The organism is Psychrobacter sp. CX5 (genome assembly GCF_057621535.2).
This window is the reverse complement of sequence record NZ_CM177735.1, coordinates 1,407,520-1,429,012: the sequence shown is the minus strand read 5'-3', so window position 1 is coordinate 1,429,012 and position 21,493 is coordinate 1,407,520. Positions and strand designations below refer to the sequence as shown.

Genomic DNA, 21,493 nt, shown 5'->3' with positions numbered 1-21,493 from the left:
CTCAATGAGTTATCTTAGTGTGCAAAGATGGGTTTGCAAAGCGTAACCCACCAACTAAATAAAATAAACGTCATTTTTACAATAAATTAATGGTGGGTAACTATTATTTAAATCGTCAAAAAAAAACAAAAATCGAACCTACCTCCAACCTATGATGATACCCTTTTTACCGCATTTCTAGTTTATTCATCTCTTTGAAATTACCATGTATATACTTTCTGCGCTAAATCTTCACCTGTTTTATTATCGTAATATACTAAATCAGCTTTAATAGGTACTGCTGTAGTCACAGAAGAATCTTTTGCATTCTCAGGTAATATATCAAAGTAAACCATCCCTTTCACTCCTAAACCGTTGTATGCATTTACAATATCTTCTATTTTTTTTGCCTTTGCTTGATCTTTAATTATAAGACCACAGCGCAAGTCATCATACATAACGAAGTGAGAACCATTAGAAGATTCAATATGAGTATTAGGCCCATATGAAATTTCTCTTGGTAGAAAATTAGACAGAGCAAGATCATGGTCATCTACTTCTCTACTAATTAATTTTATATCGAAATTCTGATTGTTATCACAAACCCTACTTCTAAACATTTTATTTTCAAAATCATATGAATCTAGTAAGAAATCATAACCATCTATATAGCTTACTTTATTACCTTCTGGAAACGAATGTTCTTCGTTATAGCGCTTTTCGCTCATCGATACAGGTATTTTAATACGTGCGCCATTATTTTTATAAGTTTCAATCTCAGCTTTTATCTTTGGTAAATCCATATCCATGATTTCTTTTTTTTCAATCGAGTTTGAAGTGCTAGCATACTTATCACTCATTTTCTTCATGAGCAACTCATTACTCTGTTCATTTTCAACCCACTTCTCTTCACCTGGAGCGTTATCAACCCAATATGAATTTGAATTAGGTGAAATGTAAGTAGATTTAAAATAATTAAAAGCATGTACAAAATCAAACCCTCCTAGATTATTTACATCTTCATAATCAGATAAGGAGGTTGCTGGCAGTTTTTTAAATTTATATCTTGGATCATCCTCAGTTGGTAGATATTGTTCAGTATCTTCTACTTCTGATAATTCCGCATCTGGAGTCTGCAGAATATTCTGATGCTTACTTTCTGAACTTGTAGTGTCTTCATTGTTAATCTTAGAGGATTCGTTATTACTATCACTGTTGCATGAAACTGATAGAACTAATACCGCAGGAAGTAAAGCAATATACAAAAGCTTATGCATTGTTATTTCCTTCTAACATAAGAAAAATTAAAATCTAGTCGAAAGAGATATAATTAATTAAATTATTTACATCTCTCAGACTTTTGCTAATCCATTATCCCACTTTTAAAAATCTAAAATGAATTAACACTTAGACCCGCTTAATGCCCCCTTCTCAACAAGACTTTGGGATATATAGCTATTCCAAAGAGAGCAGTAGTACTTATTTAATTATTTCTTATTGAATTTATGTCTTGTGCTAATTTATCAGCAATTTTTTCTGCTATGATTTCTCTCTCGGCCTCAAGGGCATTTCTGCAATTTTCTTTTAATGTACCTTCAACTTCATAACCTTTTTCGCTCTCGTTATGACATTTCTTTAATACCTCTTTAGCTTCATCTCTATTATCGACATAATAAGAAACAGTTCTGACTTTCTCTTCACAAGCACTTAAGGTAAATAATACTGACAAGGCCATAAGTGCCGTAGAGATTTTTTTAGTTGTCATAAATAATATCCTTAACGTGAGATTATAAACCATAAGTATAACTATTTAAGATTAATAACTTTGAGTGAAGTTCAGTTTATACCAAGGCTAGAAATCTAAGAGCAACAAACTTTGTACCTAAAATATGCCAATAATATCATGTACTTAACATAAGTTCAATTAACAACTTACGCAAATCTTTACATTCATCAGAACATGAATTACTTTGTGGCTTTTTGAAAACCAAAGGGAATCTTTCAGGTTATCACAACGTGCCATAGGCATTCGTATGGGTATCATTTATTCTTTTATAGGTAAAGAGAAGACTGGATGTGATTGAGTTTATTGAGCATTTCGATGCACTAAATTTGGATGCAAGTGACGTTATTAGACTAATCCAAGATAAATCTATGGCAGGTGATGAGGATTAATTTAGCAGCGTAGCATAGTTGTTATGTAATGAAACCCCTATTATTAACGTGTTAAACATAGTGGGTTACGCTTCGCTACACCACACGCTACGGCTAAATGTTAACTTTGAAGGATATAAAAGGGTCGACTTGAGATGCGGTTTAGCCCCGATTGTAGCGGATATACTGTTTAAATAGACGAGTTGCAGTCGCTTGCTGTGGCGGGGCGCACAAAGTAAGCGACACGCCACATCTTAGCCACTGCCTCGGGTAGATAAACAGATAGTAGCGAAAAGCGGGAAATAGCTCCAAATATGCCTACTTCTTAACCAGTTCATACACCACAAATTTGGCCTTTGTATTAAAATCTTGTGTCTCGGCTTGAGTTAACAACGCCTCACGTTTTTCCGCTTTAGCACGGTAGGAATACGGGGTCATGGTCAATAAATCAGCGAGTGATTCAACGTTAAGCGATAAGTCGCATTGCACTTGATGAGTCTTTTTAAGCTCAAAATAAGGCGCAAGCTCGTCTAAAAACTTATCCGAATCATGCGGACGGACGTCATCAAACAAAGCATCCCGCATACGTTGTAGATGCCCAGCGTCTGGCTTGGCAATAATCAATCTGCCGTCAGTTTGTAACACTCGTGCAAACTCTTTGGGCAATATCGGGCTAAAAATAGTGCTGATGGCGTCAATACTAATATCCGCTAATGGCAGATGGGCGGCACTAGCAACCATGGGATAAATGGCGGCTGGGCGTTTAGTCAGGCCATTGGTTATCACCTCCTTATTTATAGACGTCGTATTTATAGCCGTAGGGGCTTGGTCATCATTTGACTTAATCTGATACCAGAGTTGCTGATTCTGTTTGGCGGATTTTGCCTGCTGAATGACCGCAGGTTTGCTGATATCTACGGCTATCAGATTATTCATCGCTTGACCTAAGCGATGGGTCAATGCTGTCGCTATCGCGTCAGTGTAATACCCTTCTCCACTGCCAATATCAAGCCAAGTCAGGCTTTCTGCAGTATCTTCATTGTCATTAATCTTAGTTGCAATACTAGCGATCAGTTGCTGTAAGGGTTGATAAAAGCCTTGATGTAAAAACCGATGTCTTGCTTCTATCGAATCTTGTGAGTCACCTGGGTCTTTAGACTTTTTGTGCTGTACGGGCAATAAATTGACATAACCTTGACGGGCCACATCGAAGGGATGCTGGGTATGTTTGTCATTTAAGCTGCCATCACAGTGCCATGTTTTGCTATCAATAATCAAAGGTGATTGACAATAAGGGCAGGTAAAATTGGGATGAGTGACGTCTAACGTTGCAACAGGGGTAGGCATGATAAATAGCTCGTTTGTGCAAATGAATATCAAATAAAGGTAATAATACCAAAACTAAAAACGGTGCTGATACTGCGTGAGCATCACCACCGTTACTGTTTGACATTGCTAAGCCTTATTGAGCTTTGGTAGATAGGGCTTTGTTAACTGTATCAATGGGCGTTAGCGAAGCTTCAATGTCATCAAACCAAGTACCACTAGCAAAATTGCGATAATCCAAAATCGAGTGACCACTTGCGTCTCTTTCCAGCCAAGCTCCTCAAAGTGGTGATGTAGGGGCGCCATTAGGAAGATACGTTTTTTGCGCAGTTTATAAGAGCCAACTTGCAATATAACCGACACCGCTTCGGCGACAAATAGACCACCCATAATAGCAAACGCAATCTCTTGACGGGTCATCACCGCAATCGTACCGAGCATAGCGCCTAGTGCTAATGCGCCCACATCGCCCATAAACACTTGCGCCGGATGCGCGTTGTACCACAAAAAGCCCAAACCTGCACCAATCATTGCCGCGCAAACAATGGTGACCTCAGAGTTATAGGCGATATAAGGCACATGCAAGTACTCTGCAAATCGCACGTCGCCAGAGACATAACTAAAAGCCCCGAGCCCCGCCGCCACAAAGACCACTGGCAAAATAGCCAAGCCGTCTAGTCCATCTGTTAGGTTTACCGCATTAGATGAGCCATTAATAACAAAGTAGGTGAAGATGATAAAGGCAAGACCAAAAGGCGCGGCTGAAAAAGGAACATACCAATCTTTAAATACGGGCAGTAGTAAGTCCTGCATAGCCCGAGTTGTTTCGACGTCTGGTTGCTGTGACGCTATATAATATAATGATCCACCGACAAATAACGCACCCAGCGACAACCAAAAATATTTTTTTCGGGCGATCAAACCTTTGGGGTTTTTATATTTAATTTTGAGCCAATCGTCCGTCCAGCCCACGCCGCCAAAGATTACCATGACCACCATCAAAATCCAGACATAAGGATTGGTGAGGTCTACCCAACATAAGGTGGCAAAGCCAATGGAGGTCAATATTAATACGCCCCCCATCGTCGGCGTGCCTGTTTTTGCAAGGTGAGATTTAGGCCCATCATCTCGGACTGCTTGTCCGTATTTGACGCTTCGTAAATAAGCAATGGTACGCGGACCGAGCATAATACTAAAAGTAAGCGAGGTAATAACGGCCAACAAGGCACGTAAGGTTAATGACGAAACCGCTGAAAACGGTGAGTATAGTTGACTCAGTACACTGTCAAATAACCAATATAACACCGCTTACTCCTCATGAATGACTAAAAAATTTTATTATGAATTAAACCACACTATGTATGACAAGTTTAATGAAGACCAGAATAAAGCTAAGACCATGTGTGGCTATACACGTCCGTCTAATAAACGATGCCACGCAAACTACCACAAAAATCAACAACTAAAAAAGTCCTGTGTTTGATTTTCATCAAAAAACCACATTACCCTGTGATTTTCTAGAAAGACTCGCTGTCATCAGTCTTTGTCACTAAATCTTCGATCAGCGTTTCTATAGTCGTACTACGTGATCCTTTGAATAGCATCGTACATACCTGATTCTGGCTTGTTTGTTGTTGTAAGATGGCCTCAAGTTTTTGTAACAAAGCTGACTTGGATGGGAAAGCATATGCTTGCGTCATACCTTGTTCAATCGCACCAGCCACCGTATCCGTCGCGAACTGACCTACACATAACAGGGTATCTATGCTTTTGTTGGCAATGGCATGACCAAGCTTAGTGTGTTCCTCTTTGGCAGCATCACCTAACTCCCCAATATCACCCAAGACAAGGATTTTGAAGCCTTGTTGGGCTGCTAGGACATCTGCCGCCGCCCGAACTGAGTTTGGGTTGGCATTATAAGTGTCATCGATAATGTGATGCTGACCTAAACGTTGCCTGCCCAGTCGACCTTTGCTCGATTGGGCATGGCTCAGTCCTGCTGCAATGACATTTGGTTCAATACCAACGGCATACGCACAAGCGGCTGCGGCTAGCGCATTGCTGACATTATGCTTACCTGCCATAGGCAAGGTGACTGCCACTATGGACTCACGGGTATCGTTGGCCTGTGGGAAATGGATATTAAATGTGCTTTGCAGTGCGGTGGTGGTGACCTCAGTGGCATAAATTTTAGCGAGCTTTGACTCACTGTCGTTAAGCTGTTGACATCCAAACTGTATGAGGTTATTGGTATATTTTTGAGCGACTGAGGTTAGCTGCTTAGTATAATCATCATCAAACGGTACTACTGCTGTGCCTTTGGAATTAAGGGCTTGATAAATCTCCGACTTGGTAATGGCAATATTGTCTCGACCGCCAAACTCGCCTAAGTGCGCTGTGCCTATATTCAAGATACACGCCACATCAGGTTTAACAATATTGGCGGTATAGCCGATTTCGCCCACATGATTGGCGCCTAATTCGAGCACGGCATAACGATGATGCGCTTCTAACTCGAGTAGCATCATGGGCACACCAAAATCATTGTTTAAATTACCTCGGGTAACTAATGCTGATAATGGCTGTGTTGATAATGGCTGTTCTGATAATGGCTGTTTAGCATTGGACGTTTGAAGATCTGGGTATTTGAGAGGCGTATGGAGATTGGACGGTTTTTGATCAGATAATTCTAGATTGGCATGACTGGTTTCGGACTGAATAAAAATGCGTCGTAGCATTTCTTTAACGGTTGTTTTTCCACTTGAGCCAGTAATGGCAATCACTTTTAAATTATTGTGTTGCTGACGGCGGTAAGCAGCGATATGACCAAAGGCAAGGCGGGTGTCTTCAACCACTAACTGCGGGATAGTCGTATTCTCAATGAGATGGCTGACAATAACCGCGACTGCCCCTTTATCGATAGCGGTCTGCACAAAATCATGACCATCAAACTTGTCACCGACTATAGCCAAAAATATATCGCCAGATTGCACTTTACGCGTATCAGTGATAATTCGAGTAGCGGTAAACGACGGTTTAATCGAGCCATCTATCGCATTTAACGGATGCCATTGACCATTTACTGCGACTGTCGCTGCTTGTAAATGCTCCGTATTCCAGATAAATAGCCCGTTACTGGTGTCCGCCTCGCTGTCTGTTTGGTTCATGTGTTCAGTATCTCAATGGGTCAGTGTCGAAAAAAGATTGTCAGCGTTTTGAATAAAACTTTCTAGTGTAACAAAAAAGATTTGTCTGTTGCACCTTGTTAATGCAAAAAAGCTTAATGCAAAAAAGCTTAATACAAAAAATAAATGCCGAAAAAATAAACGCTAGCGTTGATTGCTATTGGTGGTTGTTTAAAGTGGTATTAAATCTTTTTAAATGCGTGTTCGTCAATTATTGACGTCGTCTTAAAGCCTGCTGTAACACGTCTCTATCGTCAAAATCATAACGCACGCCGTATATTTCTTGATACGTCTCATGCCCTTTGCCCGCGATGACCACAATATCTTTAGGCCCAGAATGAGCCACCGCATAGCCAATAGCATCACGTCGGTCTGCTATCACCACTGTCTTAGCGTGTTGCTCGTCACTCATACCTTGTTGCATATCCTCTAAAATGACAATCGGATCTTCATTGCGAGGATTGTCTGAGGTTAATACGACCTTATCAGCCATTGCCAGCCCTGCTTGTGCCATTAATGGGCGTTTGCCGGTATCTCGATTACCCCCAGAGCCAAATACGGCCCAAAGATTGCCTTCACAATGCGGTTTTAAACTGGTCAATACTTGGGTTAACGCATCAGGCGTATGGGCATAATCAACAATAAAACAGCCTTTGCCGGTATCAGCACTAATACGCTGCATACGTCCGCTAGCGCCCTGTAGCTGACGTACAAGGGGTCCAATATCAGCGAGGGTAACGTCAAAATCTGCACTTAATGCCATAAAACCAGCAACCGCTGCCAGCAAATTTGCCACATTAAATCTCCCTAGCAGCGGACTGTCTAACCAAACCGTCCCAAATTCAGAGACCAGCTCAATCTTCACACCATCAAGACTTGGTTGAATTTGCTGAGCGACAAAAGTAGCCTTGCTGTCTGCTTGAAGGCTATAAGTCCACACCGTCAAACCAGATGCACGGGCCGTTTCAATCATTAGGGGCGCAAAGTCATCATCAAGATTAATCACTGCATGGGTCAAGGTTGGAAAATAAGCCGTATCAAACAGGCGAGATTTTGCCCGTGCGTAATCTGCCATATCAGGATGATAATCCATATGATCTCGGCTTAAATTACTATATATAGCAACGCTAACAGGGACAGCTTGCAACCGCTGTTGATCTAATCCATGAGAGCTTGCCTCTAAGGCGATGAGATCAACTCCGTCATCCTTCATTCGTCGTAAAAAGCTCTGTACTGCTTGGGCATCGCCTGTGGTATGTGTCGCTTGGACGAGACTGTTTAAACGTCCGTTCCCTGCCGTTCCCATGACCGCGCTATTTTTTAGATTTTGCAGCTTAGAGAACTGACAAAGCTGGGCGACCAATTGGCTAATGGTAGTCTTACCATTAGTGCCAGTGATCGCAATAACTTTCGGTAAATAGTGAGACAATTCATCGGTACTTGTGAGTGAGTGTCGTACCGGCGAAGGCAACAGGCTTAACTGAATTAAGCTGCCTAAAATATCACGGATAAAAGGCACATAAACGACAGGACAACCAAACTCAGTTGATGGAGCATCTGGCTGAGGCTGCTGATCGAGTTGAAGAACGTCAACCTCTGAAAGGATAAAAGCGGCTTTTTTTAAAGCTTCTTTGGCGTATTGTTGGCTTTTTTCGAGGGGTTGTGTCTGACTTTTTAAGAGCACAAAACCATCTTTAGCCGTTTGTTGGTGCTTAGTATCTATTGACTGGTCGTCGGTTGATGACATTAATTGGCGACTGTCTAAGACAAAGCGACCAAACACAATATCGACAATCTCAGTGTGTGCCAATAACACACTCAAAGCCTCTGCCTGACTTGGCAGTAGTATTATCAGCTTTTTAATTAATTGACGTAAGGTTTTTTCATTACTCTGTTGCCTGCTATCTGATGGTATTGTCGATACAGTATCAGTCATCTTATTAGCCTTATTACTTTTAGCCTTATCACTTTGGTTGCTTTATGCGGCTTATTTTTTGTTTCTTATGCTTAGGTATTCTTGGTGGTTAAGTGCTCTGTCTGATTAGGTTTTACCCTTACAGCGCGACGATTTAAGAACTTAAATATCTATTGCGCTTTTAAAGGCTTATCCAAAGGCACATTATATAAGCGTAGTGCCTCTTGCATCACATTATGGAATACTGGCGCTGCAACCACACCGGCATAGTGTGCTTTTCTTGGATCTTCAACCAGTATGACAGCAACGAGTCGAGGATTTGACGCCGGCGCTATCCCTGCAAATACGGTACGATATTGGTCAGTATAGTAGCCCCCATTTGGGTTCGTACGGCGTGATGTCCCCGTTTTACCTGCAATACGATAGCCATCAATAGCTGCTGCTACCGCTGTACCCCCCGGCTGAGTGACACTCTCCATCATCTTAACCACGGCCATTGCATTGTCTTCAGCGATGACCCGTTTTCCAGGTACTTTTTGATCTTGTTTTAACAAGGTTAACGGATGCATTACACCACCGGAGCCAAGTGCTGCATATGCTTGGGCAATTTGTGCCAACGTGACTTGAAGACCGTAACCATAACTTACGGTGGCGCGGCGCGAAGTTTCATTCTCTTTTGGCGTCGGAATAATACCCGCCTGCTCTCCTGGTAACTTTAAGGAGGTCTTAGATCCAAAGCCAAAGTCTTTTTGAATGTTGGTAATAGCATCAGGCGGTAGTGACAATGCTATCTTGGTGGACGCCACGTTACTCGATTTTTGAATTAAAGTGGCCATATTAATGACCCCAAGATTGTTATGATCTCTAATGGTATAGCCTTTGACTCGAATTGACCCTGGGTTAGTATCGATTAAAGAGCGCTCCGTATATTTTCCAGAGTCTAAAGCAGCGGCTACCGTAAACGGTTTCATAACAGAGCCTGGCTCAAATACATCAAGCACAGCTCGATTGCGCTGGTTATTACCGGTCATCTCATTTAAGTTATTATTATTAAACGAGGGCCAAGTCGACAAGGCCAACACCTCACCGGTATGGACATCGACCACCATCCCAGTTGACCACCGGGCTTCTTGTATACGCCCCACATGTTCAAGCTCTTTATATAGCAAGTACTGTAATCGAGAGTCTATCGACAAGGCGATATCTTCACCAGGTACTACAGGTTTAACCTGTTCTAGCTCTTCTATACTATTTTGATAGCGGTCTTTTAACACGCGAACCTTTCCGTCCTCGCCCGCTAGCCTCGCCTCATATTGGCGCTCGATACCGGCACGGCCCTCATAACCACTGTTTGGATCATTGGCATTGTAGCCCATAAATCCAAGTAATTGAGCGTTAGGCTGCGGCTGGGGGTAGTAGCGACGGAACTCTTGCTTTTCATAGACACCAGGGAAATGAAGTGCCATCACCGCATCTGCAATTTCAGGGGTTACTTTATTTAATAACGGAACATAGTGTGACCCTGGACCCTTTGGTAGTGCATTTTTCACTGCCTCTTCATCCATTACATCTACTGAATTATCAATGGCGACGGCCTGCTGTAACCGCTCAAGCGAGATACCTGAAACACTGGCCAAATGCGCCAAATCCATTTCTTCTCGTTTTGCTAAAAGCCGTGACTGGGCCTCTTCATCGTCTGCATTTTTCAAGATACGCTTTTGGAGCTCATAATAGGTCTGCGCATAATCGTAAGGACTAAATGTCACGCTAGACAAGGGCGCACTAATCGCTAATGGCTGATTATTACGATCTGTGATCATGCCACGGTAAGAGCGCTGAGTGCGCTCACTGGTAATGATCTCATTGCCTTTTTGAATCAGAGTCTGTGCGTTTATCACTTGTAAATAAAAGGCGCGTCCGAGCAATATCGTTAAGATAACTAACGCGATACCCCAAATAATCTTAAAACGAATCAGATCGCTTTCAGCGCTACCTCGACTTGAAGCACCGACCGTTGCTGGTTTAAAAAATTTACCGCCACGGTGTTTTACACTGGTATAAACGCTTTCGTTTTCCTGCTTTTTCCAAAACATGAGTTTACTGAGAGCACTACTATTTCCAGTATTTTTACCAGATGCTCGTTTAGACGAAGCCTGTCCTTTAGACGCCGTACTTTTTGACTGGCTTTTTGACTGACTTTTTGAAGACTGGGATTTCTTAGGTTGTACTAAAGGTTCAGTGACTTTGCCATGCATTGGCTTATTAGCCCCTGATGTTTTGGCAGACGTTTTATTGGTCTTTGAGGATGAAGAAGGCTTTTTAGTCATCATTGCCCCCTTGACTGGTTGGCGCAGCTGTTGACGTTGGCGCTGAGGCTGTTTCTACTTGATCAGAGGGCATTTGTGGATCTTCGTTTAGTCTATCACCCGGTTTGGCGCTCATAGGTTGAAGGATAAGCTTGTCTTTAGTTGATGGCGAATACATACCTAATTGAGTCACTGCGCGACTGGCAATTTGCGGCGTGGCGCTAAAGGTTTGTTGTTCGATGACTAAGCGTTGATTCTCAATCTGTAAATTACGGTAGTCAACTTTCATTTTTTGCAGTGTCATATAATCTTTATGATACTGTTGTACCTGTTCAGCAGTCAGTATGGCCGTCCAAATAATACCAATGGCTATCAAAAACATGACAGCACCATATACACTAACGCCACCATAGCGCTTAGTGAGTATTTCACTAATTTCCAATGACTCTTTATCAATTTGGCTATCAAGGTTCTGCTCAAACTGGTTGTCAATTTGGGAGGTGTGTTTAGATTTATTATTTGCCATATAGTGACTGATAGTAAGACCGTCAGGGACGTGTTTTAGGTGAAGGTTCATTAGGGCTAAAGGGTTATTAGCGGTAAAGTGTCTTAGGGCCTGCCGCACATTCAAGCCACACATTTAAACAGTTACTAGCGGTAGCGACGTTTAAGTCACACTAGAAGAGGTAACAGATTCAGACCCTAATCATACCACTCAACGCATCATGAAAACCTAATATTTATCTTAATCTCTTAAGGTTTAACTGTGTTGCGGACTAGGCTCGGTATTATAGGGGGAATCGGTGCGGGTTACCACTCTTAACCATGCACTTCTTGAGCGATTATTGCCCTGAACTTCTTGCTGACTTGGGGCAATACGTTTAGGCTTACTAAAGTAGCGCGGTCGCACTGGCGGCATCGGCAGATTTTGATCTTCTGGATACTGACCACGACTGTGACGCTGCATAAACTGCTTAATACGGCGGTCTTCCAACGAGTGAAAGCTTATCACAGCTAATTGTCCGTTTGGCGCTAACAAGGTCAAGCTTTGCTCTAAGAAACTATCGATATCGCCAAGCTCATTGTTAATAAAAATACGCATCGCTTGAAAGCTTTGGGTGGCAGGATGTTTACCCTTTTGCCACTTGGGATGAGCAGCTTTTATGGTTTCAGCCAGTTCGAGCGTTGAGGTATAGCGCTCCATTTGTTTAATAGCACGCGCAATACGGCGACTGTGACGTTCCTCCCCAAAGTCATACAGCACATTGGCCAGCGTTTCCTCATCGACAGTCTCAAGCCACTCGCCAACTGACTGCCCGCGACTGGTATCCATGCGCATATCAATAGCACCATCACGCATGAAGCTAAAACCGCGGCTACCATCATCAAGCTGAGGTGAAGACACTCCTAGATCTGCCATAATACCGTCGACTTGAGTAACCCCTTGCGCTTGTAGACAGTCCGTTATATTGGCAAAGCTATCATGCACGACAGTGACACGTTTGTCATTTTTTGCTATTTCATTGGCAACGGCAATCGCTTCTGGGTCTTTATCAAACACAAAAAGCTTCGCTTCATCACTCAAATAATCTAGAAGTAGCTTACTATGCCCACCTCGGCCAAAAGTGGCATCCACGTAGATGCCTGAATGCTGTTTATTCGCCTGACTCAATGACTTTTCACCTAATACCGCTGCCACTGTTTCAAAAAGTAGTACCGTATCGTGGCTGAACTTTTCTTTGCTATGATCATTAGACAGTGCTTTGTTCTGATTTTTAGGTTGTGATTCTGACTTTGACTCTAACGAATTGACATCGGTCACAATAAATTGGCTCCTAGATAACACCACATTAAATAGCGATAACGATTGGGTCTACTTTTTCAGGTTCTATATAGCGACTGATATATTTTCTACCTTTTTTAAGGGTAATTATCCAATGCAATCCTTGACCGGGTAATGAAATATCATAGTTTATTACCTCATTATTATTAGAACGATGATTTAATCAGTGAATATTACTGCATCAATAAGCCTATGGCCTTCATTATCGCAAGCCACACCCGCATGTCAAGTAAGCAAGATAATAAATCTGAATATCCAGATAACTTGACCGTTTGTTATGACAAATTATGCCATATCTAAACGTTTCGAGAACCTGCCTAGTATTTACAAAACCGTCTGGATTTTAACGATATGTAAGTCCGATAACCTCATTCTAAACTCTTAACGTAGGCTGTGGCTTTAGCCCAGCGTTTTTGATTACAGGTCTTGATTTGATGGGCTAAAAGCGCCAGCCCTGTACAGTAAATTTTAATAAGTTGAGAACGGGGCAAATATTTCTAATCATTAATTTTCTAGCACTTAATTTTCTTAAAAGGAGCTGTCTAGTACTTAAAGTGCCAAAACAACCCCCTACAACTTATGAACACTGTGATTTATCAGTACTGAGGTTTATAAGCACTGAGCCAAACCTGTTATAATACAACTTAATAGCCTAATTTATATCGACACACCGATTTTGCGGTGTGAGTTTTTCGCATTCTAAACAGACTACCTAAAGAAACTATCAGAGAATTTTCATGACACAAACCAATTCAAACCGCCCTGTTCGCACCCGTATTGCCCCATCGCCTACTGGCTTTCCTCATGTAGGTACTGCCTATATTGCACTATTTAACTTAGCGTTTGCTAAAGCCAATGGTGGCGAATTTATCTTGCGTATTGAAGACACTGACCAGAGCCGTTCTACCGAGCAGTCTGAGCAAATGATTTTAGACGCCCTACGCTGGGTAGGATTAGATTGGGCAGAGGGTCCAGATATTGGCGGACCACATGCGCCGTATCGTCAAAGCGAGCGTAGTGAGATTTATAAAAAGTACGCTCAAGAGCTTTTGGATAAAGGTCATGCATTTCGCTGTTTCTGTACGCCCGAAGAGCTAGATGAGATGCGAAAAGAACAAATCGCTCGTGGTGAAAACCCTCATTATGACGGCCGTTATGCTGACTTTCCCAAGGAGGAGTCAGACAAATTAGCAAGCGAGGGTAAGCCTTTCGTCATTCGCATGCGCGTTCCTAAAGAAGGGGTTTGTAAAGTACAAGATATGCTACGTGGTGAGGTCGACATCCCATGGGAACAGGTCGATATGCAAGTCTTGCTAAAAACCGATGGACTACCCACCTATCATCTTGCCAACGTGGTGGATGACCATCTGATGCAAATCACCCATGTCATTCGCGGTGAAGAGTGGCTAAACTCTGCGCCAAAGCATCAATTATTATATGACTACTTTGGTTGGGAAATGCCGGTTCTTTGCCACATGCCACTGCTGCGTAACCCAGATAAATCAAAGCTGTCAAAGCGCAAAAACCCAACCTCGATCACCTATTACCGTGATGCGGGCGTATTGCCTGAAGCGTTGCTCAACTATTTGGGGCGTATGGGCTACTCCATGCCCAATGAGGAAGAACAGTTCACTCTTGAGGACATGATTACAAGCTTTGACATCACCCGTGTATCTTTGGGCGGTCCGATATTTGATATTGAAAAGCTGCACTGGTTGAACGCGGAGTATCTACGTCAGCTAACCCCTGAACAGCTAAAAGACAAAATCTTAGCGTGGGCCAATGACTCAGACAAGCTAACTGCTATTGCAGCAGCTATTCAACCCCGTATTCACTTGTTATCCGATGCGGTCAATTGGGGTGGATTCTACTTCCAAAACTTACCTGACATTAAGCTTGAAGACTTTGAGCACAAGACACTGACCCAAGATCAAATCATTGAGATATTACAATTTGCGACGTGGAAGCTTGAGACGCTACCAGAGTGGACAGAAGACAATATCTTTAAGACGCTAAAAGGCTTAAGCGCAGCACTTGATATTAAGCTGCGTGACATGATGGCGCCATTCTTTATCGCAATTGCGGGTAGCACTTCCTCAACACCTGTGATGAACTCAATGTACATTATCGGTGCGGATATGACTATGGCTCGCCTGCGTCATGCTATTGAGGTATTGGGCGGACTGGGCAAGAAAAAGCTGAAAAAACTTGAGAAAACGGCGGCTGAGTTGCCAGACTTTTTGGTGGAAGCAGAAGGTTAAGTAGTTATTTATTTAATTAATTGGCTCAAAAAAACGCAAGTTTTACACAGATAGAACTTGCGTTTTTTATTGTCTGTCATTTGATTGAGTGACTGTAGCTAGTCCTGCCAACTGATTTTTTACACTAACAAGGAAGTTTAGCCTCGATTGTAGCGGATATACTGCCCTACTAGGTGAATTGTTGTGGCATGCTGTCCTTGTGGCTACGCGAAGCAAGAGACACAAAGCAGCTTAGCCACTACTTCACCTAGCAGGGCAGATAGTAGCGAAAGCGAGATGAGCTACTAATAAACTATCTAATTCGCTTCTCTAATTCGGTCATCTAACCTCCCTCCCCCAACTCCAGCCACAATAGCCAAAGTCTCGTATCGAGCTCAACTTGATGATAGTCAGGCTGCATATGACAGCACAACTGATAAAAGGCTTTGTTATGGTCGCTCACTTTAAAGTGCGCCAACTCATGCACCACGATCATCTGCAAAAACTCTAATGGCGCTTCTTAAAAGATACTCGCCACCGTGATGCTGTTATGCGCTTTAAGCTTACTGCCCTGCACTCTATATTGATGCGTATGAATACCAAGCGCATTTTTGAGTACCGATAACTTGCTGTTGTAGCTTACTTTGGTCAAAGTTCCAACTTTGCCTAGATGGCTGTTTTTAAGATCGTTAACGTACTCATACAGAGCTTTGTCATTTTGTATAGAGTGAGGATGGTTAAAGGTATCGGGATATTGCTGCTGTAAATAGGCGCCTAACCGCCCCTCTTTAATAAGCTGCTGCGCTTGGTGTTGTATTTGCGCAGGATAATGGCTGATGAATTTCGATGAATCCAATGAAGATATCCTTTTTATAGATCGAAGAACGTTTTATAGAGTCGAAGAGCTCTCTAACATGGTGACAAGGCAACCGAGTGCAAGTACTAATAAAAATTAGCTTGGCGAGGTTTACACCCTAACCGTTTCTTAGTTCGCTGACTATAGGTCGACTTTTAATCAAATGATAACTAGCTTATCACGATAAAACTATTGAAAAGAGCGATTGCAAAAACGAATGCTATTGATAAGTAATTCTAAATCTTAGAATACTTAGTATTATGATATCTTTAAAATAAAAATAAACTTATCACAGACCAACAACACTCTAACCCCTTGAATTTTAAGCAATGAGTACTTAAATACAAGGTATAAACGAGGCTAATAAGCTAATAATAAGGCCGAGTTCAGACTAATATGGAGATCATTATGACAACCTCTAATGCAAATAATGTCAGTGACAGTGTTTTTGTCAATGGTAATGTTAGTATCAATCGCCCACGTTCTGTAGAGTATTTATATGAAGGGATAGACACTCAAGATGGTGCAGGTGTCAAACTAACCCGTGTTTTGACTCAGAACTTACAACAACGTCTTGACCCCTATTTAATGTTGGATAACTTCAAAAGCGACAATCCTGATGATTATATTGCAGGTTTCCCAAGTCACCCTCACCGTGGCTTTGAGACCATTACCTATATGATTGAAGGCCGTATGCGACACAAAGACAGCGCAGGTCATGAGGGTCTTCTTGAGAATGGCGGCGTACAATGGATGACGGCGGCCAGCGGTGTGATTCATTCTGAAATACCTGAACAAGAAGACGGCGAAATGGAAGGGTTTCAGTTATGGTTAAATCTGCCTGCCAAGGATAAAATGAATGACCCTTGGTACAAAGATTTCCAAGATGCCGATTTGCCTAAATTTGAAACTGAAAATGGTACCAAAGTTACTGTGATAGCCGGTGAATCAAACGGTGTTGAAGGTGCGGTAACCCGTCCCGACACTGAGCCGACATACTTAGATATTCATCTGCCAGCAGGCGCAAACTTTAGCCATAACATCCCCGCTAATCATAATGCTTTTGTGTTTGTATATCGTGGTGGTGCTAGCATTGACGGTCAACAAGTGCCTATCAAAACCATGGCTATCTTGAGCAACGACGATGACTCTGATGGCGTAACAATAACCGCTGGCCAGGAAGCAACTCGCGTTATCTTAGTCACTGGCCGTCCACTCAATGAGCCTATTGCTCAGTATGGACCCTTTGTGATGAATACGAAGCAAGAGATTATCCAAGCGGTGACTGACTTTCAAGAGGGTCGATTTGGTGAAGGTGCTTAGTATTTAGGATGAGTACATACCTCGTTTTATCATTAATAGCGCATCAAACAGTTGACTTGATGCGCTATTTTTATCGTTCAAAGTATATCTTTATACAATAACCTATCCTTTTTAAACTCGGTCAGGCTGACTGAATCTACTATTTTGAATCTGCTATTTTGAACCTTGTATTTTTAATTGAGCGTCAGTCTTACTATAGTAGGTTTTGGGCTAAGGCTTTACAAAACATATCCCAAAACAATTAAATGAATAATTAGCTTAATACCGTTATTTTAAACCCTAATATGCCTTTTTTTGGGCGAAACAATGACTTTTTTTAATGAATTCGCCAATTATCGTCAATTAATCCAAAATAGGTATTGACAACCTGCTCTTACTTGCATAAAATACGCCCACTCTTAGCGAGGGGCTATAGCTCAGTTGGTAGAGCACTTGCATGGCATGCAAGGGGTCAACGGTTCGACTCCGTTTAGCTCCACCAATAGCTAGGATTAGTTGATTTTTGTACTATTCAATCGTTTATGACGGTTTGATAGTAATAATATCAGCGGCACCAACGTAAGCACCTAGGCAACGCTCATTTAATAAATAAGCACCTTACGTTGTAAAACTATCTCATGTTCGCATGATTTTGTGTCCCGTTCGTCTAGAGGCCTAGGACCCCGCCCTTTCACGGCGGTAACAGGGGTTCGAATCCCCTACGGGATACCACCTATTCGAGCTTATAGTTAGACTATTTTAAAGTCATTATACTTAATTGACGCTAAGCTATAAGCAACTAAACCTCCAATCGAAGTGATTGGAGGTTTTTTTATAACTTGCAATTTAGTTATTACAGCTTGCATCTCTTTGCTGTCTATTAACTGTCTCTAAACTACTCCCCTGTTCTTACCCTCTTTATTTAAGTTTTACACCATGAGTTAACAGTTAGAGGTCTTAAAAGCCCTTTAATAAAAATGGTTAAGGTAAACGCAGCTCCTATAATATATTTCACATAACCGCTAATTTCTTTATTTAACGTTACACAATTAGACACACTACAAACATTTATCCGTACTAGTATACATTTCGTGTCAAAACCTTACCAAACATAATCATTTTAAATTTTGGCTGTGATAGTATTCGAAAATCAAGACTAAATACAAATTTAAGTCAAATGTTAAGTCATAGAGTAAAAAAATAAATACCCTTTATTTTCAATGCTGAGCACCTGACAATTTGGCTTTAAACGAATACTTTCTATGAGGATCTTAATATGATGCCATCTTATACACCACAACGACGCCCATCTTGGCGCGGCGTAATAGCAGGACTTTTGATGGGTTTGATCGTGGTTATGGCCATGATTGCACTAGCTCTAGTCTTAAGCTCTTTCCTACCTTTTAGTCTGCAAGGCACTAGTATAGCCGCTGGTATTTATGCCGCCGTTACCGCCTTAGTCAGTGCTTATGTGGCAGGCTATTTTGCTGTTAAATATTCAGCACCTGAGACCCTTTTTGGTGATGGAACTGAAATTGATCCTAAAGATGCCACTTTAACAGGTCTATTAACAGCAGCAGCGATGGTTGCGTTAACCACGTTGATGGCTGTTAATGGCGCTACAAGTATTTTATCATCAGCAACTAATGCTGTCGGTAGTACAGTTAGCACTGTAGCGAGCACTGCGGCATCAGCTGCTGGCGGTGTTGCCACGGCTACTTCTGGTGCAGTTGGCACAGCGGTAGAGCAGTCAGACGTTAATGTGCAACAAGAAGCTAAAGATATCTATAACAAAGTAACCGGTGACATCAGCCGTAGTGATATCGAAAGCTGGGTTGCTAAAAACACGCAAGGCCTAGACCAAGAACAGATCAGTGCGACCACTGATGTGGTTGAAGAGATGGTCAATGAGCAAAAATCAGAAGTAAAAGATCTTGACTTCACTAGCCTTGATACTTGGAAAAACATTGATGAAGTTGCTAAAAACCGTTTAGCTGATATCGAACAAACGTTAACCAGTGATGAAATTATCACTCGTTTACAAGCTGAAGGTCTAAGCGAAAGTGAAGCTCAAGAAGTTCGTAACGAAGTTGTTGCCTCTTACAATGAGTACAAAACTGAAACTGAGCAAATGGTTGCTACTGCCCAACAGAAAGCGGACCAAGGTATGCAAAAAGTTGATCAAGCCTTAGATACTGCTGAAGATGTAGCACGTAAAACTGCGTTATATTCAGGTCTATTTTGGTTAATTAGCGCCTTATTAACTTTCCTTGCCAGTACTATGGGTGCAAAAAGTGCCGCTGCTAACTACCGTTTAGACAAACCAATCGTTAGAATGGGTGACAATGTACGTTAATCAAATCGTACGTTAATTGAACCGTTTCTTTTAAAACAATGTTATTAAAATAATGTTATCGTTTTAAAGAGAGTCGCTCATTTAATACTTATATCCTAATACGGATATTCCAAAATTGAAAAGCACCCTAATAGGGTGCTTTTTTTATGGCTACGTTTAAGGATGAAAAAGGTAAGTTTAAAAAAGGCGATAAGTTATAATAATTTTAAGTAGTTAAGTTAACTGAGTCTCAGACCAATAATTGCCGGAATACCTTGTCGTATAACTTCAATCGTCACCACCCCCTCTGTTGGAAGTTGACTTAACGCCTTTTGGAAGTCTTCAATACTGCTAATCGGTCGTTGATGTAAGTTGGTAATGACATCTCCTGGACGAAGACCTGCACGGGCAGCCAGTCCTGTCGGATCTATTTCAGTAATTAACACGCCTGCGCCTCCAAACTGGGCTTGGTTTGATTTCGGAATACCTTGAATACGAATGCCTAAACGCAGCTGGTTCTCATTGGCTTTAGTATTGGTATCAGAAACCGTATTCCCTGGCATTACTGCCACCTTACCGGTAATGGTCATCTGCTTGCCTTGACGCAATATTTGAGCATTAAAACTATCGCCGGGCTTACTGCGACTCACTAAGTTGACGAGATCGGCAGCCTCTAAAATAAGCTTACCATTGTAATAAGTAATGATATCCCCGGATTTTAAGCCAGCCGCTTCTGCAGGCGAGTCTGGTGACACCTTAATTAATAAGGCACCTTGTGGTTTACTTAACCCATAGGCTTCGGCTAAATTGCGATCTATATCTTGTGGGAACACCCCCAGATAAGCACGTGATACGACACCATTATCTTTTAATTGCTGATAGATATCTATTGCGGCATTGATCGGGATTGAAAAGGAAAGCCCCATATAACCGCCGGTACCACTGAATATACGCGAATTAATACCAATAACCTCCCCATTGCGATTAAATAGAGGCCCACCTGAGTTACCTGGGTTTAAAGCCACATCGGTCTGGATAAAGGGCACACTAGTATCCCGAGAGAAGTTTCTTGAAGTGGCACTGACGATGCCTGCAGATGCCGAATAATCAAATCCAAATGGTGAGCCGATAGCCAGTACTGGCTCGCCTACCCGCACTTTACTAGAGTCGCCCATAGGCAGAGCTGGATAAGGCTTGCCAGTCATAGGTTTCACTTTTAGTACCGCGACATCTGAACGCTCATCACTGCCTACCAAGGTGGCATCAAGTTCAGTGCGATCTTTTAAAGTTATGGTGATTTTATCGGCACCGGCAATCACATGATGGTTGGTCAGTAAATAACCATCCGATGTGACAAAAAAACCAGTTCCGTAGCTGTATTCAATAGCTGGTGTCTGGGCCCCTGGAATTCGTACCCGATCGCCAAAAAATTGACGTAATAACTCCGCTGTTTGGGCTTGAGCCAACTCTTCTTCGCTCACTTGTTTCACCACATTCACGCGTGCCACCCCAGGGGTCACCTGCTCTACTAGGTCCGAAAAGTCGGACGCCACCACCGCTGCCTGAGTAGTGACTGGGGCAGTAGCAAATAAAGCACCGGCTGTCACAGCACTCATTCCGATACCGCTCATCCCTATACCACTAAGCCCTAAGCCACTAAAGCCCAAACTACTTAGCGCAATAAGTGACCCTGCCCCCACTGACTTAACCGTCTGCTGACTCTTGTTTATTCCCTTTGCCAATAAGCGCTTCAGTGCGGCTTGTTGCAATGGCGTTTGTTCCAATGGATCACTTTGTATAGGCAGAGGTTGTGAATCAAATCTTAGCGTGTCAGGGCTATCTAATTGACTATCGCTCAAGATGCCCTTTGTCCTCTCTTCCGTATTTTTCATTATTCAATATCCTCCAGGATAAATAGCTGGTCAACATAGAGGCTGATCAGTCATAGACAATCAATTTAATAAGCTTGCAGGCAAAATACTACCCACTGTAGGCTAAGCGCGTTTGACGAACTTAGGTTCTTTTATTACTGGCAACATTCAAAACTGGCAA

General features: G+C 42.2%; 15 protein-coding genes and 2 tRNA genes. 5 read left to right on the top strand and 12 right to left on the bottom strand.

All coding sequences use genetic code 11. From position 1 onward, the window contains the following. Positions 1-200: 200 nt before the first annotated feature. The 9 genes from AC21OG_RS05545 to rsmH all read right to left on the bottom strand — a co-directional run bounded on the left by AC21OG_RS05545 (position 201) and on the right by rsmH (position 12,624). Positions 201-1,256, bottom strand: a complete 1,056-nt coding sequence (locus AC21OG_RS05545; RefSeq protein ID WP_487376343.1) for a hypothetical protein — start codon at positions 1,254-1,256, stop codon at positions 201-203. A 206-nt stretch (positions 1,257-1,462) separates the two neighbouring features. Next, positions 1,463-1,744, bottom strand: a complete 282-nt coding sequence (locus AC21OG_RS05540; protein ID WP_487376342.1) for an EexN family lipoprotein — start codon at positions 1,742-1,744, stop codon at positions 1,463-1,465. A gap of 707 nt (positions 1,745-2,451) precedes the next feature. After that, positions 2,452-3,480 (bottom strand): putative RNA methyltransferase, encoded by a 1,029-nt coding sequence (locus AC21OG_RS05535; protein WP_487376341.1) that lies wholly within the window; start codon positions 3,478-3,480, stop codon positions 2,452-2,454. Between the two features lie 162 nt (positions 3,481-3,642). After that, positions 3,643-4,764, bottom strand: coding sequence for a phospho-N-acetylmuramoyl-pentapeptide-transferase (gene mraY, locus AC21OG_RS05530; RefSeq protein ID WP_487376340.1), 1,122 nt, complete (start codon positions 4,762-4,764; stop codon positions 3,643-3,645). A 212-nt stretch (positions 4,765-4,976) separates the two neighbouring features. Next, positions 4,977-6,626 (bottom strand): UDP-N-acetylmuramoyl-tripeptide--D-alanyl-D-alanine ligase, encoded by a 1,650-nt coding sequence (locus tag AC21OG_RS05525; RefSeq protein WP_487376339.1) that lies wholly within the window; start codon positions 6,624-6,626, stop codon positions 4,977-4,979. 229 nt (positions 6,627-6,855) lie between these two features. Beyond that, positions 6,856-8,580: a UDP-N-acetylmuramoyl-L-alanyl-D-glutamate--2,6-diaminopimelate ligase gene (locus AC21OG_RS05520; RefSeq protein ID WP_487376338.1), complete on the bottom strand. Its 1,725-nt coding sequence runs from the start codon at positions 8,578-8,580 to the stop codon at positions 6,856-6,858. A 149-nt stretch (positions 8,581-8,729) separates the two neighbouring features. Then, the gene (locus tag AC21OG_RS05515) at positions 8,730-10,886 is read right to left on the bottom strand and encodes a peptidoglycan D,D-transpeptidase FtsI family protein (RefSeq protein WP_487376450.1); all 2,157 of its coding nucleotides are present in this window, start codon (positions 10,884-10,886) and stop codon (positions 8,730-8,732) included. Further along, the gene (ftsL, locus tag AC21OG_RS05510; RefSeq protein WP_487376337.1) at positions 10,879-11,391 is read right to left on the bottom strand and encodes a cell division protein FtsL; all 513 of its coding nucleotides are present in this window, start codon (positions 11,389-11,391) and stop codon (positions 10,879-10,881) included. The genes AC21OG_RS05515 and ftsL overlap by 8 nt, the downstream gene beginning before the upstream one ends. A 234-nt stretch (positions 11,392-11,625) precedes the next feature. Further along, positions 11,626-12,624, bottom strand: a complete 999-nt coding sequence (rsmH, locus tag AC21OG_RS05505) for a 16S rRNA (cytosine(1402)-N(4))-methyltransferase RsmH (protein ID WP_487376448.1) — start codon at positions 12,622-12,624, stop codon at positions 11,626-11,628. 821 nt (positions 12,625-13,445) lie between these two features. Between rsmH and gltX the strand changes: the two genes are divergently transcribed. Next, complete coding sequence (gene gltX / locus AC21OG_RS05500; protein ID WP_487376336.1) at positions 13,446-14,969, top strand: glutamate--tRNA ligase; 1,524 nt, start codon at positions 13,446-13,448, stop codon at positions 14,967-14,969. Positions 14,970-15,291: 322 nt separating this feature from the next. Here the strand turns inward: gltX and AC21OG_RS05495 are convergent, their stop codons facing one another. After that, positions 15,292-15,444, bottom strand: a complete 153-nt coding sequence (locus tag AC21OG_RS05495; RefSeq protein ID WP_491185059.1) for a YgjP-like metallopeptidase domain-containing protein — start codon at positions 15,442-15,444, stop codon at positions 15,292-15,294. A 24-nt stretch (positions 15,445-15,468) separates the two neighbouring features. Further along, positions 15,469-15,804 carry a hypothetical protein gene (locus AC21OG_RS05490; protein WP_487376335.1) on the bottom strand — a complete coding sequence of 112 codons (336 nt, stop codon included), beginning with the start codon at positions 15,802-15,804 and terminating at the stop codon, positions 15,469-15,471. A gap of 408 nt (positions 15,805-16,212) precedes the next feature. Between AC21OG_RS05490 and AC21OG_RS05485 the strand changes: the two genes are divergently transcribed. The 4 genes from AC21OG_RS05485 (at position 16,213) to AC21OG_RS05470 (ending at position 19,462) form a co-directional block, all read left to right on the top strand. Further along, positions 16,213-17,127, top strand: a complete 915-nt coding sequence (locus AC21OG_RS05485) for a pirin family protein (protein ID WP_487376334.1) — start codon at positions 16,213-16,215, stop codon at positions 17,125-17,127. 405 nt (positions 17,128-17,532) lie between these two features. Further along, positions 17,533-17,608, top strand: a tRNA-Ala gene (locus AC21OG_RS05480). Positions 17,609-17,762: 154 nt separating this feature from the next. Further along, positions 17,763-17,838 (top strand) — tRNA-Glu (locus AC21OG_RS05475). Positions 17,839-18,382: 544 nt separating this feature from the next. Continuing rightward, positions 18,383-19,462: an MFS transporter gene (locus AC21OG_RS05470; RefSeq protein WP_486545579.1), complete on the top strand. Its 1,080-nt coding sequence runs from the start codon at positions 18,383-18,385 to the stop codon at positions 19,460-19,462. A gap of 218 nt (positions 19,463-19,680) precedes the next feature. Here AC21OG_RS05470 and AC21OG_RS05465 read toward each other — a convergent pair whose 3' ends face one another. Then, entirely contained in the window at positions 19,681-21,057 is a 1,377-nt protein-coding gene (locus tag AC21OG_RS05465; protein WP_487376447.1) for a Do family serine endopeptidase, read from the bottom strand. Positions 21,058-21,493 lie beyond the last annotated feature (436 nt).